The organism is Altericroceibacterium xinjiangense (assembly GCF_003958635.1).
Taxonomy (GTDB): domain Bacteria; phylum Pseudomonadota; class Alphaproteobacteria; order Sphingomonadales; family Sphingomonadaceae; genus Altericroceibacterium_A; species Altericroceibacterium_A xinjiangense.
The window spans coordinates 290,544-302,978 of the sequence record NZ_RSEK01000004.1; the positions used below are offsets into that span (position 1 = coordinate 290,544).

The window sequence follows — 12,435 nt, forward strand, 5'->3', positions numbered from 1 at the left end:
TCTGCTAACGCGCTGCCATCAAGGGATGAATTCGTCCGCCGTGCGGGCATTCGTCGCGTGTCGATGGGTTGATGGGAGAGCATCCAGTGCCAAGGGGCAGGTTTTCGAACAGGCTCGTTCTCGCCAGTGCAGCGGCCGCGCTGCTGCTGTCCGGAGCGCCGGCGGCGGCGCAGATGTATTCCGAAGGGTACAAGTTTCTCGAGGCCGTGAAGAAGAAGGACGGCACCGTTGTCCTGGATCTTCTGCGCACCCCCGGAAGCACGGTGATCAATACGCGCGATGTTTCGAGCGGGGAAACGGCGCTGCACATCGCGACGCAGCGCCGCGACCTGACGTGGCTGAACTTCCTGCTGGGCAAGAGGGCCAATCCGAATATCGCTGACAAGAAAGGGCTCACCCCGCTGATGCTGGCGGTGCAGACCAACTTCCTTGAAGGCGTGCAGGCGCTGACCGCTGCCGGCGCCAAGGTGGATGAAGCGAATTCCGCAGGTGAGACGCCGCTGATTTCGGCGGTCCACCGGCGCGACCTGCCGCTGATGCGCTTGCTGCTAGCGGCTGGGGCCGATCCCGACCGCAACGACAATTCCGGGCGGTCCGCACGCGATTATGCCGAGCTGGAAGGGGGCGCGAGCCCCCTCGTGGCGGAACTGAAGCGCCACGACGACACCAGGCGCACTTCCGGCAAGACGTACGGGCCGAGCTTCTGATGGCGGAGATTGCAGTCCGGCAAGCGGACCCGACGCTGGACGAAATCCGGCTCCAGCTGGCGCCGGAGATCGCGGTCGCCGCGGTGTTCGACGGATGGAGCGAGACGGCGCTCGACAGCGCGGCGCAAGCAAACGGGATCGATCCGGATGTCGCGCGGTTCGCTTTTCCGGATGGCGCAATGGGCATGATAGGGGCCTGGATCGAATCGATCGACCGGGCAATGGAGCGGGCCTTTACCCCTGAAACGATCGCCGCGATGCCAATACGTGAACGGATTCGCGCGCTGGTGCTGTTTCGGCTGAAAGAACTCGGCAAGGCGGAAGAAGCCCTGCGCCGGGCGCTCGCAATCCAGACGCTGCCGCAGAACATCGCGCAATCGGTGAAGAACGCGTGGTCGAGCGCGGACGTCATGTGGCGTCTCGCCGGAGATCGGGCGACCGATTACAACCACTACTCCAAGCGGGCGATCCTCGCCTCGATCTACGCTGCGACTCTGGCGGTGTTCGTCGAGGACGAAACCATGGACAAGGCGGAGACTCGCGCGTTCCTCGACCGCAGGATCGAAGGCGTGATGAGGTTTGAAAAGGCCAAGGCGCGCTTGTTCCGGGATCGGGAGACGTTCAGCGTCGTCCGGTTTCTGGGGCGTCTGCGCTACCCGGCTCGCTAAACTATTGCGAACCAGTTGCAATTAGATGGGGTTTCTGGCACCGCGCTAGCCGTGACCCTGGACACTCTTCCTCCGCGTACCCGCGCGCAGATCGTCGCCGTGGACTGGAGCCTTCTCGCCCCGGAGGAAGGCAAGCGGCTGCGCGCGCTCGGGCTTGATGAAGGAGCCGAAATCACCATCGCGCATCGCGGGATCTTCGCTGGGCGTGACCCCATAGCGCTGAGCGTCGGACGGATGACGATCGCGCTGCGCCGTACCCATGCCCGGGCAATGACGGTGAAGGAAATTTCATGAGCCGTTTGCGCACCGCCGCTCTCGTCGGAAATCCGAACGCAGGCAAAAGCGCGCTGTTCAACGCGCTGACCGGTGCGCGGCAGAAGATCGCGAACTATCCCGGCGTCACCGTGGAGCGAAAGGCCGGACGGCTGGTGCTGCCATCGGGCGAGCCGGTGGAACTGCTCGATCTTCCGGGAAGCTATGCGCTGGATGCCTCCAGCCCGGACGAGGAAGTGACCCGGCGAGTCGTGCTGGGGGAATTCCCGGGTCAAACGCAGCCGGAAGTGCTGATCCTCGTCCTCGACGCGGCGAATCTGGAGCAGCATCTGGTCTTCGCGCAAGAGATCATTGCGCTTGGCCGGCCGACGCTGGTGGCACTCAACATGGTCGATCTCGCCGAACGAGACGGGCTGAAGCTGGACCCGGACGCGCTGTCGCAGGCGCTGGGCGTGCCGGTGATTCCGACCGTGGCCGTTCGCCGGCGAGGGCTTGAAGAACTGAACGCTGCCGTTGCCGAGGCGGGCAAGCGCGTAGGGCAGGATATGCCCGTCCGCCGCCGTCCGGCCACGAGCTTGTCGGAACGGCGGTTGGCGGCGCGGACGATGGCGCGCGCGGCGGTCCTTTCCGAAACCTCGCAGCACCGGCTTCACGTAAGTCTCGATAAGGTCCTGCTGCACCCCTGGTTCGGCCCACTGATCCTGTTCGGGCTGCTGTTCGTCATGTTCCAGGCGGTGTTCGCCTGGGCGACTCCGTTTGCCGAGGCTTTGGAGGCTGTAGTGGCCGGGCTCATCGAGCTTGCCACGCGAGTGCTGCCGGACAACTTCCTGCGCGATCTGCTGACCCAGGGCGTGCTTGCCGGGGTCGGATCGGTGGTGGTGTTCCTGCCGCAGATCGTGATCCTGTTCGCCTTCATTCTGGTGATGGAGCAATCGGGCTACATGGCCCGGGCCGCCTTCCTGATGGACCGGCTGATGGCGGGGGTCGGGCTTTCGGGGCGCAGCTTCATTCCGCTGCTGTCGAGTTTCGCCTGCGCGATCCCCGGGATCATGGCGACGCGCAGCATCGCCGATCCAAGGGACCGGCTGACGACGATCCTGATCGCCCCGATGATGACGTGTTCGGCCCGGTTGCCGGTCTATGCCGTCATCATCGCCGCCTTCATCCCTCCGACCGACATCGGCGGCGGAATCGGGTTGAGAGGCCTGGTGCTGTTCTGCCTGTACGTTGCTGGCATTGTCGGGGCGATGGCGGTGGCGCTGGTGCTGCGCCGCTCCGTCACCCGAGGGGCTGCCAGCGGGTTCATCATGGAATTGCCGCGCTACCAGTGGCCGCCGATACGCGATCTGCTGATCGGACTGTGGCAGCGGGCCTGGATCTTCCTGCGCCGCGCGGGCACGATCATCTTTACGGTCACGGTGGCGCTTTGGCTGCTGCTGAGCTTCCCCCGCGCCGAACCGGGCGAAAGCCAGATCGATGCCTCTATCGCAGGGCACATCGCCAACGGGCTGGCGGTCGTGGTGGAGCCGATCGGCTTCAATCGTGACATGGCCTTGTCGCTGATCCCGGCAATGGCGGCGCGCGAAGTGGCCGTGTCCTCTCTGGCGACGACATACGCGGTGGCTTCCGATGACGAGGACCAGACCGCCAGCGCGCTGACCGACCAGCTTTCCGCCAAGTGGACGCTGCCGATGGCGCTGGCGTTTCTTGCGTGGTTCGTGTTCGCTCCGCAGTGCCTGTCCACCATCGCGGTCGCGCGGCGGGAGACGAACGGATGGAAGTGGCCCGCCTTCATGCTCGCCTACCTGTTCGCGCTCGCCTACATCTTTGCGGGCCTGACGTACTGGATTGCTGTGAGCCTAGGCTTGTAAGTTCTCCGCAGCGCAGAACGCCGCCGGGCTGGAAACTGCCGCCCCCTTTGGCTAGGGCAAGGCAAGACAGCGGAACAGAAGGCGAATTAGTATGGCAGGCAGCGTCAACAAGGTGATCCTGGTCGGCAACCTCGGAGCCGATCCGGAGGTCCGCAGCTTCCAGAACGGCGGCAAGGTCTGCAACCTGCGTCTTGCCACCACCGAATCGTGGAAGGACCGCAACAGCGGGGAGCGGCAGGAACGCACCGAATGGCATTCCGTCGCAATCTTTTCCGAAGGGCTTGCCGGAGTGGCCGAGCGGTTCCTGCGCAAGGGCAGCAAGGTCTACATCGAAGGCCAGCTGCGTACCCGCAAGTGGCAGGACCAGAGCGGGAATGACCGCTATTCCACCGAGGTGGTGCTGCAGGGTCCGGGCGCGGTGATGACCATGCTCGACAGCCCGGGTGGCGGTGGTGCTGGCGGCGGGGGCGGCGCACGCAGCGGCGGCAGCGGCGGCGGTGATTGGAATCGCGGCGGTTCGAGCGGGGGCGGCAGCTCTTCGGGCGGTGGCGCAGGCGCGGGCAGCTGGGGCCAGACGAGCGGCGGGTCGTCCGGCGGCGGCTTCGGCGACGACCTGGACGACGATATCCCGTTCTGATGGGCTAACGGCCCTCGATTTCAGTCAGGACGCTTGCTCTGCTGGAAGGATTGAGCGTTCAATCCTTCTTCAGGGCCGCCAGCGCGGCAAATGGACCGGCTGCGGCTTCGTCGATTACATGGCCTTGTTTGCGGATGTCTTCGGCCTGCGGGCCGGTGGCGTAGGGGTCGATGGCAAGGGCAAGGCTTTGCGCCACCGCCTCGCCCACGTCGAAGCGGTCGCCGGTGAACTCCATCTCGTCGAGTTCGCCTTCCTCCAGTTCGATTTCCTCCTCTTCCTCTACCTGTCGTGCAGGTACGAAGCGCAGGGCTAGCGGCTCGTCTATGCTCACCGGCAGATCTTCGCCGGAAATGGCGCAGCTTTGCACGATGTCTGCCTGCATGCGCCCGCTGGCGAGAATCGCGCCCTCATCGGGTTCGAGGGCGACATCCGCCACCAGGCTGTTGACTGCCACCAGTCCGAACCGGGCGGCCAACGCCGCGCGTTCGCCTTCGTTCGCTTCCAGGTGGAGCGGCTTTGCGTCGATGCGGCGGCGATCGATCGGCCGGGGAAATTCGCTGTCGCTCATAGCTCGATCCTTTCAGGCAATTGTGCGGAGAGGATTGCGGTACCGTCCATGACCGCAAGTTGCCGGGAATAAGCGCGCAGCCGTTCGGCCAGCGCTTCGGGACGTTTCCCGTCTTGCAAGGTGACATTGCGCCGCACCGCTTCGACCAGCGCGGCGTTGCCGTCCTGCGTCAGCCCGTCACGGTAGGCGCCAAGCCGTCCGCCGAGCACGCCCATCAATCGGCCCATGCGCTTGCCGACCACGGCATCGCCCACTCCGCTCTGCCGCAACTGCCCTTCCATGTCCTCCACGAACAATTCCGTCAGGAGGGCCGAGGGGGCGATCAGGGCCTCCTCCTGCTCCATCCGGATAAGGACGAGCGAGAGGACGGCGGTAATCATGTCGAACCGCCCGGCGACGCTGTCCGCCACGCCTTCGTCCGCGTACCAGTGTGCCTGGCGCGACACCTCCACGACCCGGTGCCACAAGGGGCGGACCGCTTCGCGGGGATCGGGCCGGGTACCGAACAATCGGGAGATCAGGGACATCGGAGGCTTTCGTTCATGGGCGATTAAATGGCCGGGGCGGATGCGCATTGCGAAGCGGCGCGCCAGCCCTTAAGGCACGCGCCGATATAGGCGCCTTGCGCTGCATCGCAATCGTGCCCGGAAACCCGGTGCACGGGGAATCGTGGAGAGTTTCGTTGATGGACAGGATAGCGCGGATCGCGACGATCGGGGCGCTGGCGGTATTGGCCGCCGGGTGCACGTCGATCCGGATGCATCGCGGCTATGTCGCCGATGAAACCCTGCTGCGTTCGGTCCAGCCCGGGATCGATAACCGGGAGTCGGTCGAAGGCACCCTTGGCCGGCCCAGCTTCACCAGCCAGTTCGGCCAGCCCACCTGGTACTACGTGTCCAGCTTCACGAACCAGCGGCCGTTCAGCACGCCCGAGATTGTCGCGCACACTGTGCTGGCGGTGCAGTTCGACCAAGCGGGCAATGTCGTTTCGGCCGAACGGTCCGGTCTCGACCAGGTCGTCCGCCTGAACCCCGACAGTGCCAAGACCCCGACATTAGGACGTGAGCGCGGATTCCTGAAGGATCTGTTCGGCAACATCGGCCAGGTCGGTGCGGCCGGGATGGGCGGCGGCGCGGGCCCGCCGGGAAGCTGATCCGCCGGGATCTGGCGATAAGCGGGGCGATATAGGCGGGCGGCTTGCTTGAAGGCGTGCGGGCGCGGTCCCATATGCTGCGCCATGGACGAGAGCAGATATTCGCACGCATCCGCGCACGGCCTGGTTCCCTGGCACGGCACCACCATCATCGGGGTTCGCAAGAACGGCAAGACCGTGGTCGCCGGGGACGGGCAAGTCTCCATGGGCAACACGGTGATGAAGCCCAACGCCCGTAAGGTCCGCCGCCTCGGCGCCAAGGACGAAAACGGCAATGGCAAGGTGATTGCCGGGTTTGCCGGGGCAACCGCCGACGCCTTCACCTTGTTCGAACGGCTGGAAAACAAGCTGGAGCAGTACAGCGGGCAGCTCTTGCGTGCCGCGGTCGAGCTGGCGAAGGACTGGCGGACCGACAAGTACTTGCGCAATCTCGAAGCGCTGATGATCGTCGCCGACGCGGAAAGCCTGCTTGTGCTGACCGGCAACGGCGATGTGCTGGAACCCGAGGCCGGGATTGCCGCAATCGGATCCGGCGGCAACTACGCCTTGTCTGCCGCACGCGCGCTCGACCCCTATGAGCAGGATGCGGAGAAGATTGCCCGCCGCGCGATGGAAGTCGCCGCCGAGGTGTGCGTCTTCACCAATGACCGGATCACGCTGGAAACCATTTGAACCCTGCCGACGTGGTGAGCCTGTCGATCCACGATGAACGCGGCCCCGCCCTTCGCCAGGCTCACGGCGAACGGTAAACTGCACCAGGACACATGATCGAAAACCTTACCCCAAAAGCCATCGTCGCCGCGCTGGATGAACATGTCATCGGCCAGAAGGACGCCAAGCGCGCTGTCGCTGTGGCCCTGCGCAACCGCTGGCGCCGTCAGCGCCTTTCGCCCGAACTGCGCGACGAGGTGACGCCGAAGAACATCCTGATGATTGGCCCGACCGGCTGCGGCAAGACCGAGATCAGCCGCCGGCTGGCGAAGCTGGCCGAGGCGCCTTTCGTCAAGGTGGAAGCAACCAAGTTCACCGAAGTCGGCTATGTCGGCCGCGATGTTGAGCAGATCGCCCGCGATCTGGCGGAGGAAGCGATCCGGCTGGAGAAGGAGCGCCGCCGGGATGCGGTGCGCGAATCCGCTTCCAAGGCCGCGATGGAGCGCCTGCTCAACGCGCTGGTCGGCGACAGTGCCTCTGAAGCCACGCGCGAAAGCTTTCGCCAGCGGATCATCCAGAACGCGATGAACGACGTCGAGGTGGAGATCGAAGTCGAGGAAGCGCCCTCGATGCCGATGGAGATACCCGGCATGGGCGGCGGCGTCGGCATGATCAACTTGTCCGACATGATGGGCAAGGCCTTCGGGCGATCCCCTATGAAGCGCCGCAAGTTGAAGGTGCCGGACGCCTGGGACAAGCTGGTGGATGAGGAATCCGAAAAGCGGATGGACCAGGACGATGTCGCCCGGGTCGCGCTCGCGAACGCGGAAACCAACGGAATCGTGTTTCTTGATGAAATCGACAAGATCGCGGTGTCCGACGTGCGCGGCGGCTCCGTCAGCCGGGAAGGCGTGCAACGCGATCTGCTGCCGCTGATCGAAGGGACGACGGTTTCCACAAAGTACGGGCCAATGAAGACCGACCACGTGCTGTTCATCGCGTCCGGCGCGTTCCATGTCGCCAAGCCTTCGGACATGCTACCCGAACTGCAGGGTCGCCTGCCGATCCGGGTCGAACTGAAGGCGCTGACGGAGGAAGACTTCGTTGCGATCCTGACCGACACCCGGGCGAACCTGGTGGCGCAGTACAAGGCGCTGATCGGGACCGAAAACGTGACGCTGAACTTCACCGAGGACGCGATTCTGCAAATCGCCAGGACCGCGGCGCAAGTGAACGAGAGCGTCGAGAACATCGGTGCCCGCCGTCTGCAGACGGTGATGGAGCGCTTGCTGGAGGAACTGAGCTTCGAGGCGGAGGATCGCCAGGGTGAAACCGTGACGATCGACGCCGTCTACGTGCGCGCGCGGTTGTCCGACCTCGCGCAGGATAGCGACCTCAGCAAGTACATCCTGTAAGGGTCAGGTCTCCGGATACCAGAACTTCTGGTGGCAGCTTTCGCACAAGGCATCGATCTGCCCGGCCGTCTCTCCGGCGCGCCGGGCATCCCGTTCCTGCGCTGCCTTCGCGAGTTCGGCAGCGGTTAGCGAAAGCTGCTGCGCCATCTCGCGGAAGGCAGCTGGGTCGGCGTCAATGAATCGCTGGATCTGTTCCGCACTGTAGGCGCTTTCGGCGATCGACTGCCCGGCTTCCCGGCCAGGCTGCACCACCTGCAGCTTCGGTTGGGCGGACAGCAGCGCCGCGTCGGAATGGAGCACGGAGGCTGCGCCGGCGAGCTTCTCCCACGCGGCATCGTCCATCAGCCTAGGGTCGAGTCCGCCATCATCGGCCAGCGCAGTGTTGGTGACGTCCCACACGGCGAGCGTTGCCGGGTTGATATGGTCAGCCATCGCTTCGCGGACGGAAATGCGGGGCAGGGCGGACTGGCTGCTCGCCGTCGCTGAGGTGAGCCCCATTCCCACGATCATCGCCGCTGCCATCCACCCGCGCATTTTTCCCATCCTTCCCTTACGATCCTGTCCTGCAATTCTGGACCCTATCGCCGGGCGGCCGCGCGGTCGTTGATGTGCCGCAAATTGGCGGCCAATCGCTTAGCGGATTTCGTTCTCGATCTGCTCGACCAGCGCCTTTTGGGATGGATACCAGAATTCCAGGTGACAGCTTTCGCATACGCTATCCAGCTGGTCGATCAACGGACCCGCCGTGGCGGCGTCCTGCGCCCGGGCGGCGGCGGCAATCCCGCCGGCATGGGCGGCGAGCGCCCGGGACATGTCGCGCATCAACTGCGGGTTGTCATTGATTTGCTGCTGGACCTGCGCTGCGCTGTGGCCGCCGGGCACGCCTTCGTCGAGAATAGTAACGCCGGGCCTTGCCACCACGATCGGGTCGAGTGAGGCAAGTTTGAGTGCCGCCTGCTGCAGATCGGTAGCGTGAAGAGCGAGCGCGCTCCAGCTCTCGTCCGTCATCAGGTTCGGGTCGAGTCCGGCCTGATCGCCGATCGCTGCGTTGCCGATCGCCCAGATCTCGTCTGCTTTCGGGTCGATCTCGTCTTTCATCACCTGATAAAGCGTCGGCTGCTCCACTTCGGGCGCCGGTTCCATCCTTGAGGAACACCCCGCCAGCACGAGCGCCGACACCACCAGAAATCCTCGCCATTTCATGAACGTGCTCTCCTTTATGTGCTCGGCGAGCTAGACCGCCGATGGGGCGGCGGCCAAGCGAATTACGGTGTCATGTAACGTTACATTGCGGAAAACAGCGCTACTCGGCAGCCTCATCCAGCAAATCCCGCTCATGCGCCTGGCGCTGCCACATTTCGGCGTAGAGGCCGTCATGCCGCAGCAGGTCCGCATGCGATCCGCTTTCGACCAGCCGCCCGGCATCCAGCACGAAGATCCGGTCCGCATCTGCGATGGTCGACAGCCGATGGGCAATCGCCAGGGTGGTGCGGTTCTCGGACACGCGATGAAGCGTGCCGAGGATATCCTGCTCCGTCCGGGTGTCGAGCGCGCTCGTCGCCTCGTCCAGCAGCAGGATCGGAGGGTTCTTCAGCAAGGTGCGGGCAATCGCGACCCGCTGCTTTTCCCCGCCCGACAGCTTCAGCCCGCGTTCGCCGACTTCGGTGGCAAAGCCTTGTGGCAGGCGTTGCACGAACGGCAGGATAGAAGCATCGCGAGCGGCGGCCTCGATCTCCTCCGCGGTTGCATCGCTGCGGGCATATCCGATGTTGTAGCCGATCGTCTCGTTGAACAGGACGCTGTCCTGCGGGACGATACCGATGGTTCGCCGCAGGCTTTCCTGGGTAACCTGGCGAATATCCTGCCCGTCGATCAGGATACGGCCTGACCAGGGATCGTAGAACCGGAACAGGAGCCGGCCGATGGTCGATTTGCCCGCGCCGGACGGGCCGACGATTGCGACATGTGCTCCGGCTGGTACCTCGAAGCTCAGTCCATGCAGGATTTCGCGCTCCGGATCGTAGCCGAACACGACGTTATCGAAGACCACCGTCGGCTGCGTAACGACCAGGGCGGGGGCGCCGGGCGCGTCCCGAACTTCCACCGGCGTATCGATCAGGCGGAACATCTGCGCCATGTCGATCAACCCCTGGCGGATCGTGCGATAGACCCAGCCGAGCATGTCGAGGGGACGGAACAACTGGGTAAGATACGTCTGGATCGCGACGAGGTCACCGACGGACAAGCGGCCCCGGCTCCACTGCCAGACAGTAAAGGCCATCGCGCCCAGCATCAGCAGGTTGGTGATCAGCGACTGCGCAACGTTGAGGAGCCCGAGCGAGTTTTCCGATTTGATCGCCGCCTCGGCGTAGGCGCGGGCAGACGATCCATAGCGCTCCTGCTCGCGCGCCTCAGCGTTGAAGTACTTCACCGTTTCATAGTTGAGCAGCGAATCGACTGCGCGGGAAAGCGCGTGGCCATCGAGATCGTTCATCTCTGCCCGCAGCTTCGTGCGCCATTCGGTGATCCAGCGCGTGACGGCAATGTAGGCGACGACCGTGGCCGCGGTCGCAATCACCAGTGGCAGGCCAAACATCGTGTAGAAAATGACGCCGATCGCGATCAGCTCCAGGATGGTCGGCGCGATGTTGAAGGCGAGGAAGTAGAGCATCGAATCAATGCTCTTTGTCCCGCGTTCGATCGTCTTGGTGACTTCTCCGGTCCGGCGGGACAGGTGGAAGCGCAGGGACAGGCGATGTAGCCGGCCAAAGACGTCTTCGGCGAGGTGCCGGGTCGCGTCCTGGCCGACACGTTCAAAAATGATGTTGCGCACGTTGTCGAACGCGGTTCCGGCGAACCGCCCGGCTGCGTAGGCAAACACGAACGCCAGTGCGACCCACATCTGCGCGTCGCCTTGTGTAGCCATCGTGTCGACCACCCGCTTGTAGGCAAGCGGAAGGGCGAGCGTGATCGCCTTTGCCACCAATACCAACAACAGCGCGCTGGCGATTCGCCAGCGCAAGTCGGGACGGTTCTTCGGCCAAAGGTAGGGCAGAAAGCGGCGGATCGTCGCCCAGTCGGCCGGATCGGCGGCGTTTCTCTTCGCTTGTTTTCCGGATTCCATCCCGCCTCAAATGGGGCGGTGCGCTGCAAACGGCAACTTAAAGCCTCGGAGCGGCCGATGCGAGCCTGACGGATCGAAAGCGGCTCCAGTCGCTCAGAAACGATCGTTGAGAGCGGACTGCCAGCTCGCGTCCGTCGGAAGGTCGAATAGGATGCGCTGGGCTGCAAAATCGATGGCGACCCTCCGGAACGCGCGCAAGTCCCGCATGCCAAGGATCAGCGCCGGCCGCTTGCTGAGTCCGAGGGCGGCGAACGGCGGCGCATCGGCGAAGAAGAGCGCCACTTGGCTCAGCCGGACCCGCCCGAGGTCAAAATTGCGGGCGAGCCGCATTCCGCCCGGCACCTGCACCCCGTTGACGTCGGTCAGGTGACTCTGGCCCAGCTCGTCGGCCCGGTGGAGACGGCGTAGCAGGGGCAAGTTGCCGACGCTGCCCTGCGCGCCTGTGTCAATCACCACGGCAACAGGGATTCCGTTCAGCCGGGCATCGGCAACAATCAATTGCCCCAGCTTCCGCCGGGCGCGGACGACGATCTCAAACCCGGAAACACCCCCCAGCGCTTCCGCATCCGCGACGGAAATCGTGTTCTCGACAAAATCGAGCATCACACGCTGGCCTTGTAAGGAATCCAGCCCAAGTATTCCGTCGGCGCCAATATTCTCCTGCTCCAGCAGCGGAGCGCTGCGGATCGGGAAGGTGCGGAGCCCTATGGTCAGCTGCGGAATCATAGCGGTGGTGACACGCTGCCGGCTAGCCATCCCTACGAGGAGGGCCGATTCGCGATCAAGCAACTGGAGCTGATCGGCAAGTGTCCTTGACAGGACTGTGGCCTGGGCGCCGGTGTCGACAAGGAAGCGATAAGGCCCGCCGGTCCCGATCTTCACCGGAACCGTCAGGCGTTCGTGCGGATCAGGCTCAAGCGCAAGGATCTCGGGTTCTGGCGGTGGCTCACTCATCGTGCCTGCCTGCGGGGTGTCTGCCGCTGCGACCGCCGAAGGGAACATGGCGGCAAGCGCCAATGCGCTCAGGATGAAGGGCAAGGCCATGGCTTCTCTCCCGTGCCCCGGCTTTGCGCCGTGACTACATGCCCATCATACCACCAACGCTCACGCTCGCTCATCGTTATCTTGAGCGAGGGGTGCGCGAAACGCACGGCACCCGTTGGGCCGGCGTTCGCACGCCGGGGCCGGCAAGTCCGTGCTGTCGGGTCTTGCAGCTGCCCGTTCGGATCCTATCTATCGGAAACTACGGACTTTCGACGGTTCGGTTTCGGATGAAACTTTTCGAAGATTTAGCCCTTGACCGAATCTTTGGTGGTCCATATATGGCCCTTACCGACGCGGCGCAGACGGTTTTGACAGTTGCTGCTG

At 64.3% G+C, this 12,435-nt stretch carries 14 protein-coding genes; 8 read left to right on the forward strand and 6 right to left on the reverse strand.

What is annotated here, in order from left to right:
- The first annotated feature begins 86 nt into the window (after window positions 1–86).
- The 5 genes from ELY13_RS06990 to ssb all read left to right on the forward strand — a co-directional run bounded on the left by ELY13_RS06990 (window position 87) and on the right by ssb (window position 4,156).
- A complete protein-coding gene (locus tag ELY13_RS06990; protein ID WP_338142322.1) occupies window positions 87–707 on the forward strand; it encodes an ankyrin repeat domain-containing protein in 621 nt (206 codons plus the stop codon).
- Window positions 707–1,375 carry a COQ9 family protein gene (locus tag ELY13_RS06995; protein ID WP_126173160.1) on the forward strand — a complete coding sequence of 223 codons (669 nt, stop codon included), beginning with the start codon at window positions 707–709 and terminating at the stop codon, window positions 1,373–1,375. The genes ELY13_RS06990 and ELY13_RS06995 overlap by 1 nt, the downstream gene beginning before the upstream one ends.
- Window positions 1,376–1,426: 51 nt before the next feature.
- Window positions 1,427–1,669 carry a FeoA family protein gene (locus ELY13_RS07000; protein ID WP_126173161.1) on the forward strand — a complete coding sequence of 81 codons (243 nt, stop codon included), beginning with the start codon at window positions 1,427–1,429 and terminating at the stop codon, window positions 1,667–1,669.
- Window positions 1,666–3,519 carry a ferrous iron transporter B gene (feoB, locus tag ELY13_RS07005; RefSeq protein ID WP_126173162.1) on the forward strand — a complete coding sequence of 618 codons (1,854 nt, stop codon included), beginning with the start codon at window positions 1,666–1,668 and terminating at the stop codon, window positions 3,517–3,519. The genes ELY13_RS07000 and feoB overlap by 4 nt, the downstream gene beginning before the upstream one ends.
- A gap of 91 nt (window positions 3,520–3,610) precedes the next feature.
- Entirely contained in the window at window positions 3,611–4,156 is a 546-nt protein-coding gene (gene ssb / locus ELY13_RS07010; protein ID WP_126173163.1) for a single-stranded DNA-binding protein, read from the forward strand.
- Window positions 4,157–4,214: 58 nt separating this feature from the next.
- On the opposite strand, the gene ELY13_RS07015 is transcribed toward ssb, so the two are convergent.
- Window positions 4,215–4,724: a YceD family protein gene (locus ELY13_RS07015; RefSeq protein WP_126173164.1), complete on the reverse strand. Its 510-nt coding sequence runs from the start codon at window positions 4,722–4,724 to the stop codon at window positions 4,215–4,217.
- Window positions 4,721–5,251, reverse strand: a complete 531-nt coding sequence (locus tag ELY13_RS07020) for a ubiquinol-cytochrome C chaperone family protein (RefSeq protein WP_126173165.1) — start codon at window positions 5,249–5,251, stop codon at window positions 4,721–4,723. The genes ELY13_RS07015 and ELY13_RS07020 overlap by 4 nt, the downstream gene beginning before the upstream one ends.
- 158 nt (window positions 5,252–5,409) lie before the next feature.
- On the opposite strand from ELY13_RS07020, the gene ELY13_RS07025 reads away from it, so the two are divergent.
- The 3 genes from ELY13_RS07025 (at window position 5,410) to hslU (ending at window position 7,943) form a co-directional block, all read left to right on the forward strand.
- A complete protein-coding gene (locus ELY13_RS07025; RefSeq protein ID WP_126173202.1) occupies window positions 5,410–5,877 on the forward strand; it encodes an outer membrane protein assembly factor BamE in 468 nt (155 codons plus the stop codon).
- Window positions 5,878–5,961: 84 nt separating this feature from the next.
- Window positions 5,962–6,549 (forward strand): ATP-dependent protease subunit HslV, encoded by a 588-nt coding sequence (gene hslV, locus ELY13_RS07030; protein WP_126173166.1) that lies wholly within the window; start codon window positions 5,962–5,964, stop codon window positions 6,547–6,549.
- Window positions 6,550–6,641: 92 nt separating this feature from the next.
- Complete coding sequence (gene hslU, locus ELY13_RS07035) at window positions 6,642–7,943, forward strand: ATP-dependent protease ATPase subunit HslU (protein WP_126173167.1); 1,302 nt, start codon at window positions 6,642–6,644, stop codon at window positions 7,941–7,943.
- A 3-nt stretch (window positions 7,944–7,946) separates the two neighbouring features.
- Here hslU and ELY13_RS07040 read toward each other — a convergent pair whose 3' ends face one another.
- From ELY13_RS07040 to ELY13_RS07055, 4 genes are all read right to left on the reverse strand, one after another.
- Window positions 7,947–8,477 (reverse strand): cytochrome c, encoded by a 531-nt coding sequence (locus ELY13_RS07040; RefSeq protein ID WP_164549729.1) that lies wholly within the window; start codon window positions 8,475–8,477, stop codon window positions 7,947–7,949.
- Window positions 8,478–8,576: 99 nt separating this feature from the next.
- Window positions 8,577–9,146, reverse strand: coding sequence for a cytochrome c (locus ELY13_RS07045; protein ID WP_126173169.1), 570 nt, complete (start codon window positions 9,144–9,146; stop codon window positions 8,577–8,579).
- Between the two features lie 100 nt (window positions 9,147–9,246).
- Window positions 9,247–11,067, reverse strand: coding sequence for an ABCB family ABC transporter ATP-binding protein/permease (locus ELY13_RS07050; RefSeq protein WP_126173170.1), 1,821 nt, complete (start codon window positions 11,065–11,067; stop codon window positions 9,247–9,249).
- Between the two features lie 93 nt (window positions 11,068–11,160).
- A complete protein-coding gene (locus ELY13_RS07055) occupies window positions 11,161–12,111 on the reverse strand; it encodes an aspartyl protease family protein (protein WP_126173171.1) in 951 nt (316 codons plus the stop codon).
- Window positions 12,112–12,435: the final 324 nt, after the last annotated feature.